The sequence below is a fragment of the Richelia intracellularis HH01 genome (assembly GCF_000350105.1).
Taxonomy (GTDB): domain Bacteria; phylum Cyanobacteriota; class Cyanobacteriia; order Cyanobacteriales; family Nostocaceae; genus Richelia; species Richelia intracellularis.
Genome location: NZ_CAIY01000082.1, coordinates 12,132 through 36,657, shown reverse-complemented (window position 1 = coordinate 36,657; position 24,526 = coordinate 12,132). Strand labels below are relative to the sequence as shown.

Below are 24,526 nucleotides of genomic sequence, written 5' to 3'. Positions count from 1 at the left end.
TGAATTTTATTTGGATTTGAATATAGATAAGAGCTTAAACTCATTAATAAATATATGAATTATAAGGAATTGGAAAATACACTCATTATTAGGAACAGATACTATACAAGATTTAATACTTCATATTCTTTCGTCAATACTTAAAAACCAAACTGGAATTATTCTGTTCTAAAGAAAAGATATAAGCGCGAGCAGTTGATACTATCAGATCAAAGTTAGGGAGCATGAATTGTAAATAATACAGTATAAGAATGTATTTCTTGACTTAATATAGTCGGTTAAATAAGATACTATCGCAGTACAATTAGGGACTCTAACAATTGTTTGAGGTTAACTACTAGTTAACTATTTGATAGTATATTTCTCTACTGGATAGAAAGTATGGCAAATACAAACTGATTTGATAAACTGCCATATATATTGGTATTGAAAGAATTATATGTAGACCATGTTGAAATCAGATAGAACCTTTTATATTTTGGGGTTGCCTATTAATCTCATGGAGAGTTACTCCACTTGGATCCTAGAACGATTGCAACAGGGCTCTGGGGCTCATATTGTCACTCTAAATGCAGAAATGACAATGCAAGCACAAAGAAATCAGTCTTTAGCAACTATTATTCACAATGCAGAGCTGATTATTCCTGATGGGGCCGGGATAGCTTTATATTTGACATTCATGCTGCATCAAACAGTACCAAGAATTCCTGGGATTGAGTTAGCAGAAGATTTATTGCAGATTTTAGGAACCCAACATAAAAACAAAAGGGTGTTTTTTTATGGGGGTGTTGCAGGTGTTTCGAGTAAGGTAGCAGAATTATGGCAACGGAAATTACCGGGGTTGAATATTGTTGGAAACTGTTCTGGTTATCTTTCCTCAGAAGAAATTTGGGAATTGCAACAGACACTTAAGCAATTACAACCAGATCTAGTTTTGGTTGGTTTAGGTGTACCCCGCCAAGAGCTATGGATTTCCCAAAATCGCGATTTATGTCCCCGAGCAATTTGGATTGGTGTTGGTGGTAGTTTTGATATTTGGTGTGGCATAAAAAACAGAGCTCCACAATGGTTAGCAAATAATAATTTGGAATGGTTGTACCGCTTGTATCAAGAACCTTGGCGTTGGCAACGTATGTTGGCCTTACCGGAATTTGCTATTAAAGCTTTTTTATATAGTATGTGGAAAAAGTTGAATATTCATAAATCTATCTTTTTTAAGTAAGAATTAAATAAAAACACAGAGCCTAGCCTAACCAAAGACTAAATATTTATACACCCTTTGTAATTTTGAACTTATCCAACTTTGTTGATAACTTTCTGAGGTAAATTGTCAAGAAATACTTTATTTTACAATACTACCAGTATGGATTACCTATTCAATGGTATTTATTGTCAGAGTTAAATAGTGAAAGTAAATATGATAATTTACCTAATTAAATCTAATGTTACCAACTAAAGAGAACTTTATATCAGGTTTGGTTTATTTATCCCTTACATATGTTAATAACTGCAGTGATACCATTCATACCTGGTTGAGAAAAGGTAGAGATAATAAACATTGAGCAAGTATTGAATAAAGAGTAAATTAATATTAGTAGTGAATACATAAATTATAAATTATGTCAAAATTGCTCTTGTATAAGAAAATGATGCTAACATAACTTCAATAAAATACTATAAACATTTATTTCAGCATTCTTGTTGGGTTGAGTAAGTCGTCACAAATAAAGTTGAATATAACATTCAGATAGTACAACATTCTAGAAGAAATAAAATTCTTTTACTGAAAGGCTGTAACATACTTGTAAATCTTGATACTAGTAAATTCGTCTAATATGGCATTATTATAACTGCAATATATTTGAAGTTTATTATAGTGTAAAAACTATATAAAAATATACTGCTATATCAAAATTATAAAGGTGGTAAATTGCACCAATAACAAAACATAAAAATTTTGGATTTGCTTGACTTGAGTATGTTTTATACAAAGCAAATTGAGGGGTTATGAAGAAGGGTAGATGTTTAATAAACATCTACCACAGATATCTTAATTAATGGCAGCATAAAATACTATCCTTTGAACTTTTAATTCTGCATACTATTACCATAGTGGCAACGGATATTATTGCAGATAGATATCGAAGATTGGAGTTAAATCCTTTACATTATCCGTTGCATAAATTCAGTTCATTTATTTATTAACGTTATTAATCAGCTGTACTAGAGCTCAAGGTCATAGTCTTTTGCAAAAATGCCATACTGGGGTTTTTTGGGATCATAGTGGGTTGATGTAATTTAATTAATTTACCTAAAGTTTGTTTTAATTGAGTACGAGGAACAATATCATCAACAAAACCATGCTTCAGTAGATCTTCAGCTGTTTGGAAATCTTCTGGGAGTTTTTCCCTTAAGGTTTGTTCAATAACTCGTCGACCAGCAAAACCAATGGTTGCTTTCGGTTCTGCAAGAATTAGATCGCCTAACATCGCAAAACTAGCAGTAACTCCACCAGTTGTGGGATTGGTTAAAACAGAAATATATAATAATTTTGCTTGTCGGTGTCTTTCCAAAGCTCCAGAAATTTTTGCCATCTGCATTAGAGATAACATTCCTTCCTGCATTCTTGCACCACCGGATGTACAAATGACAACTGCAGGATAACTACTTTGGGTAGCTTCTTCAATGAGGCGGGTTAGCTTTTCCCCCACTACAGAACCCATACTGCCACCCATAAATCGAAAGTCCATGATTCCTAGGGCAATAGGTAAACCATTAATTTGACCTAAACCAGTTTTTACTGCATCTATTAAACCAACCTTTTCTTGATAATCCCGCAAGCGATCACAATATGCCTTACGGTCACGAAAACCTAATGGATCAGTGGGATACAGGTGTTCGTCTATTGATATCCAGGTATTTGCATCTATAAGCTGATGGATGCGTTCATCACTATCTACTCGATTGTGATAACCACAATCCATACAAACCATCTGATTGGAACGTAGGTCTTTAGTATATGTTAATACCCCACATTTAGGGCATTTGTGCCACAAACCATCTGCAATATCTCTTTCTTGACGTTCGATTTGAATAGAGCCTGATTTACGTCGATTTGCAAACCAATCAAATAAAGACTTTAAACCGCGATTTTCTTCGTTATTTGCCATTTTTTTATTATATTTAAGGGGTTAATATTGTGAGTTACCACATATGTATGGGACTTTCCAAAATAGAGCAACTAGAAGTGAGTTAGCATAGTCATAGATTTCTTACCAATATGGAAAACACTGAATCTGCAAAGTATACTTCCTTAATCAATAGTCGAGAGTCTATAGATAATTATTTATGAATTTGCCAGAACTTAGTCAAGGCTTAATTTTTAACTCTTGGCAATTGATGAATTACTTGAACATCTCATGTGAATAACAAAATATATTATTGTATCTCCGGTTGTCAGCTTAACGAAAAAATGGAAGCCAATTCAAGTCTTTGTTCTTATAAGTAGAAAATTCATCCCAGTTGTCATCTCCATTTATAGTATTTATAATTTTTAGGCAATAGGAAGTGATCTTATAACCAAATATTAATAAAAGTGCTTATGGATAAGAATAAAAAATATCTTATATTAAAAGATTTTTTAAGTCACTTGCAGTATAGAGGTAAATAAATAATTTTCATATTCATATATAGGTTTCTCCCAATACTAATTTACTAATAAGGCGGAGTTTTTCTCCCACTTTCAAATGCTAATATTGATCATTGGGCTCTAAAGACTTAATAATAAGTTCATCTGTTATTATCACTCAGTTAACTAGGGATTTAGGATGTACGGTAACTTATGGGCTAGAAAACTAGTAAAGATTATCAATTGTAGTAAGAACCAAATCTAATATTAATTATAGAGATATAAGAGTTTACATGTATAGAAATTAAATATAATGATCGCCTATATTTGTGGAATTACATTATAATTTTCATTTTAATAGAAGTAAAAATACTTGTGGAGTAGTGCACATTACAGTCACCCAATTTTAAATTTGAGATTATGCCTATATCATTCAATGTGTATATGATGGAATCATAGCCTGGCCAAAATCATAAATAATATTATATCCGCAAAGTATAATTTATCACCAATACTTAACGATATACTCTTAACTGTTAGTAGATTATTTTAACTTCTCATATTAGCAAATAAGAAATTATTATATCTTCACTTACCAGCTTAGTGAAATAAACAAAATTCAATTGAGGTCTTTCTTTGATAGTAATAAAATATATTATAGCAGTTATCTCTACTAAGTAGATTTGTATGATTGGAGATACTAAAGTTAATTTTGTAGTAGGAGGTTTAGTAAGTTTATAGAAACAACTATGATTGGTAATTTAATTGGCAATCTTTTCAGATTTTAACTAAGCTATAAAAAATAGTCAAACTCTTTGGCTATTTTTATAGCGAGATAAACATACAATAATTCCTATATTGATGCATGAGTTATGCATGATTTTTTCTTATGTTTAATTCACCGAAAAAAAGTAGATTTTTATTACCAAGATATATACAATTAGCTTATATTTTCTGATAATTCAAAGAATAATAATTTTATTTGTAAAACTACTCAATATTGTGAAGCTATTAGAATAATATAGGTTTGAATACTCTACTCTATCAACCCGACATATCTTGAATCAATATCTTAGGTTATTGGGGCGATAAAGTTTAATCAATTTTTGTAATATAATATGTTAATGTATCTGGTTATGTTACCCTTTAATAGGATAGTCTATCTTAGTAACTAAATTGATAAGCAATAAGTACTATATTCTCAACTTAGCTATGAATTAATTCAACTTCTGTACGGGAGCGATTATTAAATATACTATGACAAGGTAAAATGTTGATTAATAAATCTTAATATTAATTCTTATTATCATTTTTATTCGTATAAGGCTTATTTATTCACTTATCAGTACTAATGTTACAAAGCTAATTGTTATTTTACCTATATTCTAAGACTTATTAGAGTCTTTAGTTAAGATAAATAATATAGATATTTATCTTAACTAAAATAAAGCCTTATAACCTGAATTATATACTTTTTCGCATTACTATTTCTTGTAAAGAATCTATTGTTTGTGTTTTACTATAGAAATTGCAAGTATGAGTTTTAGATAATATTATTATGTTTCTACTTGGATGAGTTTACCACTAAATTTTCTTTGTATGCAGCACTTATACATAGTTAATACGGATAATTATCAACAAAGAAACACATATATGGCTAAAATAGCTTCACTTGATATAGTTAAGGAACTTGGGTAGAGTCATGATACTGAAGCTAATCCTAGCTAAAGTATGAAAAATATCTAATGTTTAGCATGAAAAATAAAAATTCCACAAATAATAGAATCAAACTTGTGATTGCTACTGCCAGAGAGAAGTGAGGAGATATGGAGTTTTTACAAAAAAATAGTGCTCTTATTAACCACAATCAAATAGAGATAAGAATATATCTTATCTCTATTTGATTCTAGATAATAGTGACACAAAGAAAGATACCTTGAAAACTAATCTTACTTAAATAATTTATAAATAAAAATACTTGCATTTTAGTAATTATAGGTATAAGGTTACTAAATATCAATATACAATGTAAATATTTTTATAAACCCTATTATTCTGAGGATAATGTTTCTAAAGTTAGACTGTATTTTTTACTGTTCTATTGTCACATAGTTATAGTTATGGATTCTACCAATGGAAAATAAATAATAATAATTCCCCCTTCATATAAGTTTTCGAATTTTACTGATGAAGAAGTCTAAAAATTTCACTTTCTAAAATATAAATAACTTTCTAAAACTTTACCATGATTAGTAAACGCTAGATTCAATTTGACTTAAATGTACAAAACACTCTTCTGGTAACAAGGCTGGTTGGTCAATAAATATGACCTTACCTCTATAATTCGAGCGATTGATTGCTACTCCGGCAGCTTGCCCTTCTATTTCTGGATGTACTTCGCAGTGAGTATAATAAATTCGACCGGCAGCCCTAATTAAATTAGGGTCAACTAAATACGCCTGAGAAGTATTAGTTTGAGAAGTATTAGTATATTTATCTTGTTCTTGTTTTAAAGCGTACACTGTTTTCTAAAACCCCTTACTTTTACTATTGTTATTTAATTTATCCGAGACCCTTCTCAATCAGTATTTATGATTGAAATTTTGTATAAGCAATGAATTTGATAATCCCATAGGGCTATTCTGGTTAATTATGCTCAATAGACTGCTTCAGATGTGATTTCAAGTAACCAATAAATTTAAATTAGCCAGTTAAATTGATTTATTACTTAATCCATGGTCTCTAGTGTTTGAATTAATATATCTCCCATAGTTTTGCAGCCGACCAAATTCATATTGGCAGACATGATATCTTCAGTGCGATAGCCTAGTTCTAAAACTTGTGATACTCCTTTTTCTATAAATTCTGCTGCTTTCGGTTGGTTCAAACCATAGTTTAACATCATGGCAGCGCTTAAAACTTGTGCTAGGGGATTTGCTCTGTCTTGACCAGCAATATCTGGAGCTGAGCCATGAACTGGCTCGTAAACTCCCAGACTGGAATTACCCAAGCTAGCAGAGGGCAACATGCCAATGCTGCCTGTTAACATGGCAGCAATGTCGGAAATAATATCACCAAATAAGTTTCCAGTGACAATTACACCAAACTGCTTTGGTGCTCGTAATAATTGCATTGCAGCATTGTCTACATATAAATGGGATAATTCCACATCTGGATACTCACCAGCTAACTTGTTCATACAATCACGCCATAGGTGAGATGTCTCCAATACATTTGCTTTGTCTATAGAGCATAACTTATGACCTTGTTTTTTAGCAGTTTCAAAAGCCACTCTTCCAATTCTTTCAATTTCTGATTCAGAATAAGCCATAGTATTTACCCCCCTCTTCTCACCATCTTTGGTAGCAAATATTCCTTTGGGTTTACCAAAATAAATACCACTTATAAGTTCCCTAACTACTATTAGATTTACACCTTCCACCACATTTTTCTTGAGGGGAGAAGCATCAATAAGTTGAGGTAATATTCTTGCTGGTCTTAAATTTGCAAATAATTTTAACTTACCTCTCAGAGCCAATAAACCAGCTTCTGGGCGCATATTTGAAGGTAGGGAGTCCCATTTATAACCACCGATTGCAGCTAGTAGTATAGAATCACTTTGATGACAAGCATTTAGGGTGCTTGCTGGTAAAGGCTCTCCCGTAGCGTCAATAGCTGCGCCACCAATTAAAGCTTTTGTAAAATTAAACTGAATATCGAACTTCTTCCCTACTACTTTTAACACATCCACTGCTACTGATATAATCTCGGGTCCGATTCCATCTCCTGGCAGCAAAGTGATTTGGTAATTCTGAGTCATAACTGAGTAAATTTAAATTAAATTTCGTAATCTACAGATGTACTGGTGTAGTGTTCAGTTCATATGGTTAAGACTTATGCTACGGTACAATCCTTATTTATACTATGAGGTTTTATTCTCTTGTAGTTATAGGTGCTCATATCACTATAAGTCATAGGATAAATAAGGATTATTTCTAAAAGTAACTAAATCTGAGCGAATACACATCTATAATCATAAAAGTAAGCAGTATTCATAATCCAAACATTTATTAATTAAGCCTTTATTATTTTGTAATGATAAGCAATCACCAGATTCAGCAATTCTTATTACTCTATATGGTTATGATGTATCAAATCAGGGCTCAATACTAAACTGTTCTTATTTACTATATCACTATGCATTTAATCATAGTTCATGTAATTAAAAACAATCCTTGTTTTTGGGTTTATCTTAGCTAATACTTAATTAAGTGTATAACACTTTAATCAAAGATAGTTGAAATTCTTGCTTGAGTAGCATATGGCTACGGTCTAAGTTTTTAGGAATTTTTCCGAATTAAGCAACATACTTTTAATAAATGCAAATCAGAATACCAGAGATAAAAAAACTATCAGGATAATTGATTCATAATTCAAATAGGTCATCGGTATTTACTCTTGTTATGATGGGTAACCCAGATGGATTGACATAGATATATATATTAAGAACTTTATACTGAGAGGTTGGTGTAAATTAGACCTAGTATCCGAGTTTATATTAAAGCAGATAGATAGTTTATTGCTTACTTACTATATCATTGAATTACCACCATTCATAACTCTCTTGAAACCATAAAATACTCAATTGATTCTCTTATCTTTTTTAATGTTTACCCTAGTAATTCTACATTTTAAATAGGGTTAATTATAAAATATATTTTAATTTAAATACCCCATAGTAATAGCCAAATTAATATAAAATGAAATTCATCAAATGTTGTGCAAATGAAGATTTAATGTGGTTCATTATTAGTGAATTATATAAATGCGCTCCATATAATACTCTAAAAGATTATGCTTATAAAACTTTGAAGATTTTTTTGCTGAATTACATAGCTGCCACAACTAGTTATCTACTATTCGATTTCTACTCAAAATATTTAGCATTATTTATATTTAGTTTTATCTACCAACTTTCTTTATTCTATGAGTTTCTAAACAAGTTAAGATAATGAACCAACATACAATATAACAAGCAAAATATACTAATTATGATGCTAACATTTTCAGCGTTGCTAGTAGCCAAAATTCATATCATAGAACTTATTATTTATTTGATATTATGGTTTATTTACTGCATACTAATGTTAATTAGACACAATATATTATAATATAATAGCCAGCAGCCAATTTTATGATAAATCACACAAACTGTCTTATAGGAATTGTATAGATCTCCTTATGTGTAGAGAATTGACAAATCTATATAATTAAGAGAAATCACCCAGAATTTGATATTATTGTATTATGTCGTATAAAAACCAGTATTACTATTTACATAAAAGTAATTTTTACAGGTATTTACTCACTATCTTTTCACAGGATCAATATTTAAGTATGATTTCAAATAATTTTTATGGTTTGAATTGCAGAAAGACTATTATGGAAATAATTCACTTATATACCTTAAATAACATTAGGGTATATAAGCTAAAATTTTGAAATTTTTTTGGGAAAGCATAGAATAAATAACTTGGATAAATGAGGAAATTTCCGTTAAGTCAATAAAAATATAGGAAATTTTAGGTAAAGTTAAAAAATAGTATAAAAAAAATTGGAGTTGATATCCATCATGCAGTTCAGATTAAAAAAAAATTAAGCCTGCCTAACCCTTCAGAAGCTTTACCAGGTAGGGACAAAACCATGGTTGTACCATCAAAACACTATGTTAGTGGTAATCTGCTCCAACCTCCTTTCCCAGAAAGTCTAGAAAAGGCAGTATTGGGGATGGGATGCTTTTGGGGAGCAGAACGTAAGTTCTGGCAACTGAAAGGAGTTTATACTACCGCTGTGGGTTATGCTGGAGGTATTACTCCTAACAGTACTTACGAAGAGGTCTGTACTGGCATGACTGGGCATAATGAGGTGGTTCTAGTTGTATTCAACCCACAGTTAATTAGTTATATAGAAATACTGAAGGTATTTTGGGAGAACCATAATCCTACCCAGGGGATGCGCCAGGGGAACGATATTGGAACTCAATATCGTTCGGGGATTTATACTTACTCAGAAAAGCAAAAACAGGCAGCTCAAACTTCTCTGAAAATATATCAACAAGCCCTAAAATATGAAGGCTATGGTGAAATTACCACAGAAATCCTCGATGTTCCAGAATTTTACTATGCTGAAGACTACCATCAACAGTATCTAGCTAAGAATCCTGGTGGATATTGTGGTTTGGGTGGAACTAATGTGAGTTACCCTGCTTAATTACTGGAAGCCTAATCGAAACATTAGGAAGAATAAATTCTTATTATCTTATGTAGTAAACAAAGTACAGGCCAAAATAAATCCATTCTTTCTTCAAGTGATGAAACCCAACTATAATGTTGATAACATATAGATAATTTTGATGAATTTAAGATTAATGAGAATTATGTAGTGAAAAAGATAAACTCTCTCTTATGCTATTGTGTATAAATGCATTAGCTTCCTATATTTAGTGCTGTTTTATTCTACAAATTCCATACAAATATAAAATGAAAAGACTTATAAAATGAAAAGACTATTGAATATATTTATTTTCCTTTATCCCCCTATGTAATAGGGGTTAATTTTAGATAAATGTGAAAGTTTAACAGTAGTCAAATTTCTAAAACTACTCTTCTAAGGAAAGGTAGACTGTAATAATTATTATAGAGCTGGGAAGCAAAATTTGCAGGTAATAATCATAATAGTAGTGGTACTTATTTATATAGGTAAAGTTTAGATATTACTAAAAATCATAAATATTCAGGAGTTACTTGGAAGATATTCCAATACTTTATTGTCAAAGAGGCACAATATATATTGTGCAAGGTAATATTTATATCCATTAAGTTATCATTATTTACCAATCCATAATATTAACTCCAAATAAATACTTGCAAGTAGAAAATTTCCTGTGGTGTATTTTACTCATGGTCCAGTGTGAATTAATAATTCTGTCACTAGATAAACTGGAAATATATATAAATACCCTACAAATTTATTTGTAAAAGGAAGGAGAAATTTTTTTTAATTTAGAACTTAGGTATATATAATTTAGTGAGTATCATCAATATTCATTTATTCACCATTAAATGGTGTGTTTCTTTATCTACGGATCAGATACAGGATACCCATCAAATTCACAGCATCTTAAAACCTAGAATTATCAACTATTTTGATGCTAAATCCAGTTATTTAGTTTTTCATAATTAAGCTGATATGTTAAAGATATAAGCAAAACTCATGTGCTGTGTTCACTGGGTAAATAATAGAAGACTTTTATGAAGGTAAATATACAGACAAACCAGGAGCTTTCCCTACCCATGATGGGTTGCGGTACTTGGGCATGGGGTAACAGACTAATATGGCAATATGATGAGAGTATGGATAAACAATTAAAAGGAGTCTTTGACCTCTGTGTTAGCAATGGTGTTACTCTCTTTGATACTGGAGATTCTTATGGTACTGGTAAATTAAATGGCCGTAGTGAACAACTTTTGGGGCAGTTTGCCAAAGCATATCAAGGGTTAAACCAAGAAAATATTTGTATTGCTACTAAAATAGCTGCTTATCCCTGGAGATTAACCCGCCAATCTATAATAAATGCTGGAAAGTCTTCATCTCAAAGGATAGGGAGAAACGCAGATTTAGTACAGATGCATTGGTCAACAGCCAATTATGCACCATGGCAAGAAGGTAGACTCTTAGATGGTTTAGCCGAATTATATCAGCGAGGTTTAGTTAAAGGTATTGGGCTATCCAATTATGGTCCCAAAAGATTACAATGGGCATATAAAAAATTAGCAGAAAGGGGTGTACCCATTGCAACTCTTCAAGTCCAGTACTCACTACTTTCAACTTATCCTATTACTAAGTTAGGTTTAAAGCAAATATGTGATGATATGGAGATCAAATTAATTGCTTATAGTCCTCTGTGTTTAGGTATTTTAACAGGAAAGTTCTCTATAAAAGGCAAGTATCCCCCAGGTATTCGTCGTTTTCTTTTTGGGCAGTTAATACCCAAAGTTGAACCATTATTATCTTGCTTACACAATATTGCAGCATCTAAAAATAAAACTGTGGCCCAAGTCGCTCTTAACTGGTGCATTTGCAAAGGTACTATTCCCATTCCAGGAGCAAAAAATACTAAGCAAGCACAGGAGAATATTGGTGCATTGGGTTGGCACTTAGATAGTGGTGAGGTAGAAGAATTAGACAGAATTGCAGCTAGTTTGGATAGAAAGATGGTGCAAAATGTATTTCAGACTCATTGATACTATATTCTACTAAGTTAATAGTAATAGTTACCACATGGTAATAAACCCAAAATATTGAATAAATATAATACATTGCACAAAATTTACCCGTAATCAAATATTCTGTTAGATTTACTGAATACCATCAATACCAGAGTAAGTAAGAATAATACAGTAATAATGGCTAGGAACATATACCAAATCAAGGAATAATTTTCATACGGTCAATGGACCTCTTAAAAATGAGCATTTTATTAGAAGCTATGATATAGCTTCTATTTAATACTAATTAAAAAGAATTATCATAATTATATCAAAGCTTTAAAGTACTTTTTCAAGGGGTTTCCTTAATACCTAGGCTAGAAAATGAATTACTAAATTATAAGTCGTTCAGATTCATAATTTAGCAATTCATTTTCTACTAATTTAAGTCTAACTTTACATGTTCTAAATTAAATTGTTATAGTTAAGTGTTACTGGTAAGTATTGCCGGAGCTCATACAACAGATGTAGTTGAAGCTGTTTTACCATTATTACGACTTTATTTCTAAATAACTAATAGGGTTATATTTTTATAGTTATGGAGAAGGAATCAAATTATTTACTGATTTTATTTTTCATCAAACCATCAATGGCATCTCCAAGAGTTGTTGTTAAGTTATAGCGTGTTTGAGTATGGTTTCTTCGTTCTAAGTTTAATGCTTGTAAGAGTTTATCTCTTTCTTTAAGGATAATCATTAATTTGTCATGTAGCTCCTCCACAGAATTAAGGTGTGCTATTTCTAGATGTATTGATTCATCATTGGTAGTGTGATTAACTAGCTCTTCATTAATAGCTTGCATTTTCTGAATTTGTAGCTTTAAAGAATTAATAGCTTTTTGGGATAATAGTGAATCATTACGTCTTTGCTCAGACTCTTTATTATATAAATAACGCCATTTCTCTGCGCTTTTCCAGGCTTTATTCTTCTCTTGCTCTAATTCCGCCAATTTTTGTTTCATTGTTTGTATTTCTGTTAACCATTGTTGTGTTAAATCCTGAGTGATAATACTTTCAGCTTTTAGATTGATATTCTCTCTCTCTTCTCTCATAAAGCTCACCTTTCTACTACTTCTTTGACTAGCTTAGCCAGCTTTTGGATGCCGTCTACCAAGACTATCTCTTGTGCTTTTTTCCCCATCTGTTTCAATTGTTTTGGGGAGTTTATTAAACTTAATACTTTGTTTTGTAACACTTCTGAAGTCAATTCTGATTGTTTATAATATAAACCTGCACACATTTCGGTAAAAACATGTGCATTATAGGTTTGATGATCTTCTGCAGCAAAGGGATAAGGAATTAAAATTGCAGGAGTACCGCATATAGCCAGCTCAGTTAAGCTTCCTGCACCAGCTCTACTAACAGCTAAACTTGCCCGTTGTAACAATGCTGCCATATTTTCGTAGAATGGCATACAGATATATTGGGAGTGGTGAATGCTACTAGCTTCGGGATCATTATTGCCGGTCAAATGAACTACATATGCACCTACAGCAAACCATGCATGAACACATTGACGTACTAGCTTATTAATACCTACCGCCCCTTGACTACCACCGAAAACAACTATTAAGGGAACATTCTCAGGAATATTTAGATCTAAATCATCAATACTATTTTTATCTAAGAATTGTGATCGTACAGGGGTACTAGTATAAATCGTTTTAGCCTTAGGCAAGTACTGAGCTGCAACTTGGAAACCCAATGCAACTGCATGACACCAAGGGCCGAGGAAACGTGTAACTTTACCCGGTAAGGCATTAGACTCATGAAGAATTACGGGTATTCCCAGAATTTTGGCTGCAACTAGAGCAGGAGCAGCGATATAACCTCCAGTAGTAAAAACTCCATGAAATTTTCCCTGTTGCAATAACTTATACACTTGCAGTACTGAAATCATAAGTTCACCAAGCACATGAAAAGTATCAAAACCAAATTTTTCTTGGAAACCTTTCACAGCGATAGTATTCAACTTATAGTGTTGGGGAATTAACTGAGTCTCCAATCTATTAGATACACCCAGCCATTCTATGTCATATTTCGGTAACTCTTGTGCTAATGCCATGGCTGGAAACAAATGTCCACCAGTACCACTTGCAGCTATTAATAATTTTATTGGTGTATTTGCCATCAAAACTTATACTATATAGGGTATAGGGTTTGGTTAATTAACCTAAAAATAAAGCAATTTGTACACATGTATGTAGCCAAACTGCCCACTAAAAATAATTACCAGTGTCTAAGTCTACTAATTTACTACTAAAATGCCTATCTAAATTGCCTATGAATTGCTGGCTAGTTTTTACTCTGATAACTCTTGGTCTAGTTAGTTTAAGTGAGCCTGCATATGCAGATACACTGGATAAAGCACCTGCACAGTTGACAAATTCACTAATACAGATAGACAAAGCAGCCAGTAAAGGTGATGTTGAAGGGGTGATGCAGTTTTATAGTCCTAGTTTTATTCATGGAGATGGGATAAATTACCAGACTATGGAACAGGCGTTAGACAAATTTTGGAAACGTTACCCCAGATTAAGATACAAAACAAAAGTTAAGTCTTGGAAGTCAAAGGGCAATTTTATTATTGCTGAAACAATTACTAGTATTATTGGTTTACCATCTTCCAATCAAGATAAATTAGCCTTAAATGCTACTATCCACTCTCGTCAAACATTTATGAGAGATAGAATTACCCACCAGGAAATCCTATCTGAACATACTGAAGTGACTTCTGGAATTAAACCTCCTAAGGTAGATATTAAACTACCACAACAGGTTAAAGTAGGAATGTCTTATTACTTTGATGCAATTGTCCAGGAACCTCTGGGAAATAATTATCTTTTAGGCAAAGTTATGCAGGAGCCAGTCAAATTACCCCAATATCTTAAGCCATCCTCTATGAATTTGGAGTCACTCAAAGCTGGGGGATTATTTAAGATTGGGCGTGCCCCTGATACTCCGGGAAATTACTGGGTTTCTGCAGTAATTGTGCGCAGTGACGGAATGACTATAGTTACTCGACGTCTGCGAGTTATTAAGTGAGAGAAAAAGATTAACAAGATTAAAAAATAGGGAAAACAAAATTTTTATCTCCCTATTTTCATTTTTTTTAATTAACTTAAGAATTATTTAAAATATAACTTGGTTTGCAGTATTTACAGCGCAAGTTTTATTAATGAGACTTTTATAAAAATAAAAGATAATAATTTAGACTATTGGATTTTACTAATAAATGTTAATTTGGTTGCATTCAATTGTTTTATAAATCGAGATTTTTACCATGTAAGGGAAAGGATAAACAATCACCAATTTTGGATGAATTCGTTATGGTCAAACTGTAACAACTACTGCCGTAAGTGTTGGTACTAATGCCAGTAACAGAGTTTTTGCTGGTACTGGAAAGAAACTAATACTTATGGATGAATTCACCTACAAGTTATTTTAGTTCAGATATCGGTTTTTTGCAAAAAAGTAGTATGTGGGATAAATAGTCCTGGAGATTAAATAAATCAGTTTTGCATCCAAAAAACATACTTATCTTTGCTCAATTATGCTGAAATCCTAGCAATAGGAGACCTGGGGCTTGTATTATGGAATTTTCCTATTAATTACAAGATTTTACTCCTAGCTCGACATTTTTTCCAATACTTACAAATTTATCAGCCCGAGAAGAACTTTACCATGTATGTTATTTTTCCTTAGTTACTAGTAAGTTGATCTTTTCCAGACATTATGAAAAGGTGTGTTAACAGCTTAGGAATAATGGTGCTACAACTCATCATCCAATTTAATTAATCCTTGACAAGTATAAAGATGATTTAGTTGAAGTATCCACGTTAATAACGATATCTTTTTATTTTCCAAGTATTTTTTTTGGACGTTTAGGTACAAGTGCAAGAAACGAATTACTGATAAGGGGATTGAATTACTGATAAGGGGATTATATATAGCAATATCATATTGGTTTATAAAGTAAAATAAAAGTGATTTTAGTTAGGGGGTTTGTAATGAGAGCCTGGGTTTATTTTGTCTTTTGGCCTTCTTATATCAAGAATCTATTATAATTAGAAATTATGAATTATGAGAAATTTAACCTGAATGTTAAGAAGGAGATTAGTCACCAAGTAATTAGAATTATTTTACTGAGTATTTTATATTGGTAGAGTGAATTAAAAATTGAATACCACATAATAAACTGCTTATGATATTTACCGCTTGATCACAAAATACCCATAGTAGAAGGATTATGAAAGATGGATAAATAAACTACAATCAGCACCAAGTCTAAAACTTATTAAAATCAAATGACAATTTACTTTTATAAATCTTGGCAACCATATGGCTGCTTTTCCAATTTTTCTCCTCATGGTATTACCATCGAAGGAATTTATTGGCCTGCAGTAGAACATTATTATCAGGCTCAGAAATTTCTAGGCACAAAAGATAAATATATTATTAACGCAATTCATAATGCAAAAACTCCAGAAGAAGCAGCTGCTTTAGGTCGCCATCCTGGCTATAAGGTGCGTCCAGACTGGGAATCAGTAAAAATTAATGTAATGCGAAAGGTCGTCTTAGAAAAATTCAACACTCATAAGGAAATTCGAGAGATTCTCCTATCTACAGGGAAGGAAATATTAGTAGAAAATTCTCCTACTGACTATTTTTGGGGTTGTGGTGCAAGCAAATCTGGTCAGAACAATCTTGGAAAGATTCTCATGGACGTACGTTCAAAATCACTCAAAAATTTAATCTTAAAACCATTAGCGATTAGCTGAACTAAAAAAACTAAGTGTGGTCAGTCAGGTAAATCATACTTACTAGTGTGGCATGATAACTCCCAATCAGAGTATTTAGGTTCTCACTAATTTTTTCGAGTCTCATCTAAATAGCAGTAGTATTCTACCTTCTTCCCCATAGAAATATTACATCTACTTCTAAAAGGCGTAATTATTTATTGATTCCTGTATGATAAAAGTTGATTCTACCTAATATTTAGTTTTTGTCTACTTCAGGAGAAACCAAACTCAAAATCTGTTATTAAGGAAATTCACCACTGCAATTCTGGTGTAATTTGGCTTATAAGTGTTGATATGGTTGCGTAATTCCTATAAAAAGTTCATGAATACCTTATATAGCTTACTATTAGATAATATCCAGTATTTGAAAAAGGAGCTCGGTTAATGAAGAAATTTTTCTTATACAATGGGTAGATGATTCTTAAGTAGGTTTGAAAAACATAAAGGCTAAAAGCAAATTTTATACTGTATGTTTGCTATGACTCAAGCTTCATATTATGGTCCTTAATACCCATTAGAGCATCCTTAAATTTTTTAATACTAATTCTCTTATCCCTGGCTTATGTCATCACACGATTGAAGGTTCAAAACTATGACTAAATCATTTTTTAACTTGTGCATAGTGTCATGACTCCATACTTACTTTGCCACTCAAGTTTACCTTGTACTTTCTTTCCACATAAAAAAATACATTAACTGCCCAATCAACTTCATTATGGACATCAAAATTCCATTATGGTTACAAAATAGCTTAGACAAATCACTTGCCGGCAGTAACCAGACTGAAGATAAATTAATAGCTGAGTCATTTAAATTTGCCTGCCAACTGCATGAAGGACAATACCGCAAATCGGGGGAACCTTATATTTGTCATCCTATTGCAGTCGCCAGTTTATTACAAGACCTAGGGGGTAGTGCTGCCATGATAGCAGCTGGGTCTCTTCATGATGTAGTGGAAGACACAGAAGTTACCATTGAAGAAATTGAAACTCTTTTTGGTGAAGAAGTCAAACAGTTAGTAGAAGGTGTTACCAAACTTTCTAAAATCAATTTTAAGAGTAAAACAGAAGGGCAAGCTGAAAACTTTCGACGGATGTTTTTAGCTATGGCAATGGATATTCGTGTAATTGTAGTTAAGTTGGCAGATAGGCTACATAACATGCGTACTCTGGAACATTTATCAGATACAAAACGCCATCATATTGCTTTAGAAACCAAAGAAATCTTTGCCCCTTTAGCTAACCGTCTGGGAATTTGGCATTTTAAATGGGAGTTAGAAGATTTATCTTTTAAGTATTTAGAGCCGGAAGCTTATCGAAAAATTCAAACCCTAGTTGCCGAAAAACGTGGTGTAAGAGAAGAAAGGTTACAACAGGCAAGTAAAACTTTGCTATCTCGGCTAGAGAAAGCAGGAATCCACTGTCTTGATCTTAGTGGCAGGCCTAAACATCTCTATAGTATTTACCAGAAAATGCAATCCCAAAATAAGGAGTTTCACGAAATTTATGATTTGGCAGCTTTACGAATTATTGTCAAAGCTAAAGATGAATGTTACCGTGCTTTAGCAGTAGTACATGATGCATTCCTACCAATTCCTGGAAGATTTAAAGATTATATTGGGTTACCCAAGGCCAATCAGTATCAGTCTTTACATACTGGTGTTATTGGGCCCTGGGGTGGACATTTGGAAATTCAGATCCGTACTATAGAAATGCACCATATTGCAGAGTATGGGATTGCTGCTCATTGGAAGTATAAAGAAACCGGCAGTTCTCATAATACAAATTTAACTGCAGCAGATGAGACATTTACTTGGTTACGGCATTTATTGGAATGGGAAAATGACCTTAAGGATGCTCAGGAATATCTTGATAGTGTTAAAGATAATTTATTTGAAAGTGATGTTTATGTTTTTACCCCCAAGGGAGATTTAGTTGATTTAAAAGCTGGTTCCACACCAATAGATTTTGCTTACCGGATTCATACAGAAATAGGCAATCATTGTGCAGGTGCTAAAGCAAATGGAAGAATTGTTCCCCTCTCGACATCTTTGCGAAATGGCGATATTGTAGAGATTATCACACAAAAAAGTAGTCAGCCGAGTATTGATTGTCTGAATTTCGCAAAAACCAGCTTGGCGAGGAATCGCATCCGTCAACTATATAAACGTACCCATAGAGAGGAAAATATTGCCCGTGGTAAAGACGCAATAGAAAAAGCATGTGGTAAAAAAGGCTTTGAGAACTTGCTCAAATCCCGCGCTATGCAGACAGTAGTGGAAAAGTCTAACTATCATAGTGTAGATGATTTGCTAGCAGCTTTGGGTCATGGTGAAATTACTCTTAATTTTGTTCTTAACCGTCTACGAGAAGGAATTAAGTCTCAACAACCATTAACTAGCGAATCAGAAATAGTTGATAGTTTAGCATGCCCTGTAACTAAATCTAGAGAAATCATTCCTAGTGGGTTTCAATCCGGCAACTCCACAATTTTGGGTGTAGAAGGCTTAATGCACCATCCAGCGGGGTGTTGTAATCCTATTCCTGGGGAACCAATTATTGGTGTCGTAACCAGAGGGAAAGGTATTAGGATTCATCACCAAGAATGTCAAAATATTGAAGTAGTTAAATGTGATCGCCTAATTCCTATTAGTTGGAATATTGACAATGATAATAACGTTGGTTTCCATACCTATCCGGTAAGGATTCAAATTAAAACTTTGGACAGAGTTGGTGTTCTCAAAGATATTTTAGCTCGCTTAAGTGACCACAGCATTAATGTGCGTCATGCCAACGTGAAAACCTCCCTAACTAAACCAGCACAGATTGATTTGGAGATAGAAATATCTAGTTGTACTCAACTAGAACAGTTGTTTAGTCAGATTAAAAAGATGAGTGACGTTATTAATATTCGTCGTCTTGGTCATGTTAATTCATAATCATAAATATTTCCGGATAATAATTCAAACTTCCGTATAAGCAAACAATTATTTTTGATGGTTGAATAATTACTACAGCCAGGTGCAATTTTACAGTGTGGATAAGGTGGGCAGTAAAACTGCAACTACTATAAAAATGCGAAATTTAGGAATTGTAGAGACTTCTGAAACTAGATATTTTGACTTAATACTAAAGCCTATCTTTTTTGAACTTTTAAAGTTCATGAATTATTCGAGAATATTATGTAGGGATACCAATTATACAAGTGCAAAATTATTTGTATTCTTCACTTGAATTATCATCTTTAGCCACTAAATACTATGATTTATGAATTAATAGTTTATGTCTTTACATATAAAAATTATGCTGTTATACAATCCCTACTTTCCATTTGGCATTTGGAGAGTAATACTTTGTAATCCTCTGCAAAAGTGATTCTCTTGATTTAATCTACTACTATCCAACTACTTGTGCTACAACTATGTATTAGTAGTATTTAAATTTCTAATATATAATTGTAATAGTGTACACTACTCATCTAATTTCAGAGCTTTAGAATTATTATAGATATTTATGATTTAATAATTAAATGTGTTGGAAATCATACCAATTATATCACTGCAATCAGTATAACATTAAGATAAAAAACCTTTTGATTTGTGATCAGTAGCTCATAGTCTTAAACTAATTACCGATGTACCATAGAGCAGATAAAATTACGCTTTGCTAAGCAACATTTTCGGACAATATAGCAAGATTAATTTGCTCACTCCTTAAAAATACTTGAATGATATGATTAGAGAATGTATTATCTAGTACGCAACAGACTATCTTTCAAAGATGCTATTTATATCAAAAATTCTTAGGCTGTTTTTTGCTCAAGTTGGTTAACTTGTTTGGGAAGTTGTTGCTATCTAAAAATATCACCAAAATTGCCTACTATATGAATAATAATCATAATACTTATTCTAAAGTGTGAACTGTAATCAATAGTTGATACCTTATTAACATTCTACAAGTATACTTGTAAGAATATTTGATCTATGGGAATAATTCACACTATTTACTATAATAGAAGACTATTGGACGACCTTTACAGCATCACTATTTATTATAAAAACAATATGTAAAAACGTGCTAAAAACTAGCCCTAATATATTCACTTTACTATGTGGTCGTCCTAAAAACTTAGATATTTGTGACACTTGTTCTTGCTAGAAAATCTAGTATATTTGAGGCAACAGTATGAGGAGATTCAATTAATAGTCCATGTCCACAATGATCTATAATTCGCAATTCTGCCTGAGGAATGAATTGTAATAACTGCTGAGAGAAAGCCACAGGGGTTAGAATATCTTGTCTGCCTACCATGACCAAGGTAGGGCAGGAAATAGTTGACATGCCCCCGGAAATACTGCTGTTAAGGATTGCTTGACTTTGATAGTATAGACTTTGGGGATTGGGACGAAAAGAATAATTGACTGCTATTTTAATAATTCTGGCAAATGCCTGGGGGCTAGAAAGGAATTTATCTGTAAACAACCATGGCAGTATAACTTTCTGGTATTGTTGATAATCTAAAATTTTTGGTAATTCTCCCCAGGTGTCAATTATATTATGAAAGATGCTATTTGCCTCTTTCCAAGAAGAAAGCAATATTAAATTTTTTACTTTTTCCGAATAATTCGAGGTCAAGACCTGAGCAATTTGAGCACCCATGGAGTGACCAATAACACTTACTTTCTGAATCTGTAGATATTCCAGTAATGCTGATATATCCCCTGCTAAGTCTTTCATTAAATAAGGATGTGTAGGTAGGGAGCTACGTCCTACTCCCCGGTTATCTACTCGAATTACCAAGTTTGTTTTTGCCAAAAGAGGCATCATTAAGGACCAGCAAGAATGATCACAGGCAAAGCCTGACAATAATAATAAAGGCTGTCCCGCACCACTAATATCATAAAATAGCTCAGTACCGTTGACTTGAATTTTTGGCATTTAATAATGAATAGTTATGTAGCTTTACTTTTCTGAGGGAAGATTGTCAAGTTCTCATTAACTAATTGAACTAGTACTTCCTCCAACTTCTTTTGCATAAATAAAAACAACTAAAACTATGATTACTTAATTAGACATAGTCACATTTCATTTTTCTGGACATAAATCTGAAGATAAATATTGTTAAATAGTACATTCGATTCTATCAATCATTACTCCTTCAATTATATCAAAATAATTAATAATTATATGGTATTTCATTTATATTCTACCAATGCTATTTTTTATCCCAATTAAACTCTAAAGTTCTTGCTAGTCTATGAATTCAGTAATGGGTTTAAGCACATTCTATATAATAATAATATAAATATTAGCAAATCAAATTTTAGGTAGTATTTAGCATTAAAATAGAATTAAAAAATCCGGATATTTTTTCTTCTTATAAATAAACATTGAGTTATAATAAGATTTACCTAATTTCCCATATAAATTATCAATGTAATACTGATGATAAAATGTCCAAAACTTTTTTGTTCAATTGGGCTCTTATCAGTATAATTAACTTATAATTTAATGCCTGCTCAATATTAAAAACGGGTTTCATATGATTATTAAAATTCTATTTTTTTATTTCCAGGCGACTCTAATTAATTGTATTCTTCTCTTTGGAGGAATATTTGATTATATTATAATTGAACATTAAAATCAGCAGCCGATATTTTTTTACTTATCATTTAGTCCCGTATGCTTATCAAGCCCCATGTTTATTTTATGTAAGTTTGCAAAAATAAACGATAAGATATGCATAGGAAAAATCAAATTACAACCGAATCCAAAGTAATGTTAAATTGTTGCAATAATTCTAAATACTATTTATTGATTAAGAATAAAAATCGCTATTCTAGGTTTAGAGGAGATAAATAATATCCCAACAATGAATTTTAGGAACATACAATTCAACCCTTCCCATCTTCTATCAGGTTTACGCCCTTGGCTGAATTTATTTATAGCTTTATGGCTACTTGGATCTTTCGGACTGGGATGGTTAGTCAACTCATTTTTAATTTTGTTAGGACTGCTGTCCATTACACCAGTTATTTTATTTTTTGGTTTTCGCTGGTGGCTACAGGGTAATCTAGTCGGAGGTTGCTGTCCTGTATGTGGAAATGAAGTAACTGGGTTAAATAATACACAACTGCAATGTAACAGCTGTGGAGAAAAATTACTTATAAGAGAGAAACAAATCCAGCGGTTTTCTGCAGAGGGGACTATTGATGTGGAAGTGACTGAGGTTTCTTATAACTCCCCAGAAGATTCGTAATACCGGAATCAACTTAGATATCTTGAAATTTTAATCAGTTGGAGTCAAATAATTGATGATACTTTGATCATAATAAAATTGATTTTCGGGTGAAAGTGAAAATTTGAGAAATATTCCTGGTCATATTTGATAGTTATCAAGAAATTATATGGCCTGAAATAAAATTACTTCTCATGTTGTGAAATTGACAGAGTATATTTGGGACTTTTACCCGGAACCATCTGACCTATATAAAGCTTATATGTCCCATCTTTAAAGAATCCAGAGATTTTTGGCTTATTGCCAGAATAAGCATCATATAGTATGCAGAATTTGCCTACGGGGCTATCAATTAAAAGAGTTGGTTTACTTTCACTTTCAACAGTTATCTGTAAATAGGATAATGGTTTCTTAAGCTTTAAAACTTGATGAGGTGTTTTAGGTATAACACCACAGTTGCTATTGACCGATCCCCCAGATTTACCAATAATGATTAATGGATCCGATTCCAAGTTGTCATCAACCTTTACTATTTCTGCTTTTGCATACTGACTGAGTAATAAAAATGGGGCAAGTAATAGGACTGCCTGAAATATTGCTGGGTTGTTCTTAAGTTTCATAATAATTATGGTGGGTGAACTAAGGAAGAATAATTAATATATTGCAATTTTCGAGGCTAAGTTCATTATTCCTTTGTTTTCTCTTAAATTGTATTATTTATTTCACTCCTCTATTTTATTGAACTGCTTGTACACATACAATAATTGTCACTACTTAAATTAGGATATATTGCCATTATTGCTCAAAGTTAAATTCTATTAGAAATATTTTTTGTAATTCATGTTTTTCTTAATATATAATACTTGGTATAGACTTGTATATACATTCTAAAATGAGTAATTAGATTAATCAATTTTAGTCGTTATGCTACTAATTTTATTTAATAAAATGATTTCTGATTAATCACAGCAAATAATATTGACTGGGTAACTATATAGAATCTAGTAATTACTATTTAATGTTTTTAGTTACATTAATATCTTGAGCAGAGGTTAACAAAGCTGATGAATCATAAATCAGAACGAGAATTTCAACAACACTTACATTCATTAGAAACAGAAATCAATTCGCAATCTATGCCAAACTCTGAGACAGAAAAAAAATTTGATGTGGATAATTCTAGCTTTGCAGGGATAAATAATGTTGCCAACATTACTAGAAAAATTACTCAATGGTTTAAAAGTCTTCCTAGAGTATCTCAAATAGGAGTATTGGTTTTATCTCTTGTAATTTCTGTTGCCCTTATACAAGCTATTTTCAAGTTATTAGCAGCTGCAATTAGTCTGACAGTATTTCTAACGTTAATATATCTAGGATATAAATTTTTCGTATCTAAATAGGTTGCAATGGAAGTGGTAAGATTTTAACTTATTTTGAAAGCTTCCAATTGTTTTTCACATGCTGGGAAGAGTAATTAACATCTCAAACTTTATGTAGATTTTTCATTTTCTCTACTGAACTGTTAGATTAATTC

Annotated in this window: 15 protein-coding genes; 8 read left to right on the top strand and 7 right to left on the bottom strand. The window is 32.1% G+C overall.

Annotated elements, in window-relative coordinates; all coding sequences use genetic code 11:
- Positions 1-448 precede the first annotated feature (448 nt).
- Entirely contained in the window at positions 449-1,222 is a 774-nt protein-coding gene (locus RINTHH_RS09095) for a WecB/TagA/CpsF family glycosyltransferase (RefSeq protein ID WP_044304968.1), read from the top strand.
- A 988-nt stretch (positions 1,223-2,210) separates the two neighbouring features.
- Here RINTHH_RS09095 and accD read toward each other — a convergent pair.
- From accD to leuB, 3 genes are all read right to left on the bottom strand, one after another.
- A complete protein-coding gene (gene accD / locus RINTHH_RS09090) occupies positions 2,211-3,170 on the bottom strand; it encodes an acetyl-CoA carboxylase, carboxyltransferase subunit beta (protein WP_008235687.1) in 960 nt (319 codons plus the stop codon).
- 2,707 nt (positions 3,171-5,877) lie between these two features.
- Entirely contained in the window at positions 5,878-6,150 is a 273-nt protein-coding gene (locus RINTHH_RS09085; RefSeq protein WP_008235686.1) for a hypothetical protein, read from the bottom strand.
- Positions 6,151-6,356: 206 nt separating this feature from the next.
- A complete protein-coding gene (leuB, locus tag RINTHH_RS09080; RefSeq protein ID WP_008235685.1) occupies positions 6,357-7,448 on the bottom strand; it encodes a 3-isopropylmalate dehydrogenase in 1,092 nt (363 codons plus the stop codon).
- 1,883 nt (positions 7,449-9,331) lie between these two features.
- Here leuB and msrA point away from each other — a divergent pair.
- Entirely contained in the window at positions 9,332-9,898 is a 567-nt protein-coding gene (msrA, locus tag RINTHH_RS09075) for a peptide-methionine (S)-S-oxide reductase MsrA (RefSeq protein ID WP_008235684.1), read from the top strand.
- Positions 9,899-10,938: 1,040 nt separating this feature from the next.
- Positions 10,939-11,931, top strand: coding sequence for an aldo/keto reductase (locus tag RINTHH_RS09070; protein WP_196794905.1), 993 nt, complete (start codon positions 10,939-10,941; stop codon positions 11,929-11,931).
- Positions 11,932-12,510: 579 nt separating this feature from the next.
- Here RINTHH_RS09070 and RINTHH_RS09065 read toward each other — a convergent pair.
- On the bottom strand, positions 12,511-13,005 hold the full coding sequence (locus tag RINTHH_RS09065; RefSeq protein WP_008235682.1) for a hypothetical protein: 495 nt from the start codon (positions 13,003-13,005) through the stop codon (positions 12,511-12,513).
- Between the two features lie 5 nt (positions 13,006-13,010).
- On the bottom strand, positions 13,011-14,084 hold the full coding sequence (murG, locus tag RINTHH_RS09060; protein WP_044304966.1) for an undecaprenyldiphospho-muramoylpentapeptide beta-N-acetylglucosaminyltransferase: 1,074 nt from the start codon (positions 14,082-14,084) through the stop codon (positions 13,011-13,013).
- Positions 14,085-14,188: 104 nt separating this feature from the next.
- On the opposite strand from murG, the gene RINTHH_RS09055 reads away from it, so the two are divergent.
- The 3 genes from RINTHH_RS09055 (at position 14,189) to RINTHH_RS09045 (ending at position 19,693) form a co-directional block, all read left to right on the top strand.
- Positions 14,189-14,998, top strand: a complete 810-nt coding sequence (locus tag RINTHH_RS09055; RefSeq protein ID WP_408005766.1) for a nuclear transport factor 2 family protein — start codon at positions 14,189-14,191, stop codon at positions 14,996-14,998.
- A gap of 1,262 nt (positions 14,999-16,260) precedes the next feature.
- Positions 16,261-16,734 carry an NADAR family protein gene (locus tag RINTHH_RS09050; RefSeq protein WP_008235670.1) on the top strand — a complete coding sequence of 158 codons (474 nt, stop codon included), beginning with the start codon at positions 16,261-16,263 and terminating at the stop codon, positions 16,732-16,734.
- A 736-nt stretch (positions 16,735-17,470) separates the two neighbouring features.
- Complete coding sequence (locus RINTHH_RS09045) at positions 17,471-19,693, top strand: RelA/SpoT family protein (RefSeq protein WP_008235667.1); 2,223 nt, start codon at positions 17,471-17,473, stop codon at positions 19,691-19,693.
- Positions 19,694-20,882: 1,189 nt separating this feature from the next.
- Here the strand turns inward: RINTHH_RS09045 and RINTHH_RS09040 are convergent.
- Positions 20,883-21,692 (bottom strand): alpha/beta fold hydrolase, encoded by an 810-nt coding sequence (locus RINTHH_RS09040; protein ID WP_044304964.1) that lies wholly within the window; start codon positions 21,690-21,692, stop codon positions 20,883-20,885.
- Positions 21,693-22,626: 934 nt separating this feature from the next.
- Here RINTHH_RS09040 and RINTHH_RS09035 point away from each other — a divergent pair.
- Positions 22,627-23,013 (top strand): hypothetical protein, encoded by a 387-nt coding sequence (locus RINTHH_RS09035; RefSeq protein WP_044304963.1) that lies wholly within the window; start codon positions 22,627-22,629, stop codon positions 23,011-23,013.
- Positions 23,014-23,177: 164 nt separating this feature from the next.
- Here RINTHH_RS09035 and RINTHH_RS09030 read toward each other — a convergent pair whose 3' ends face one another.
- Entirely contained in the window at positions 23,178-23,612 is a 435-nt protein-coding gene (locus RINTHH_RS09030) for a hypothetical protein (RefSeq protein WP_008235661.1), read from the bottom strand.
- Between the two features lie 444 nt (positions 23,613-24,056).
- Here RINTHH_RS09030 and RINTHH_RS09025 point away from each other — a divergent pair, with 444 nt between their 5' ends.
- Entirely contained in the window at positions 24,057-24,392 is a 336-nt protein-coding gene (locus RINTHH_RS09025) for a hypothetical protein (protein ID WP_008235659.1), read from the top strand.
- Positions 24,393-24,526 lie beyond the last annotated feature (134 nt).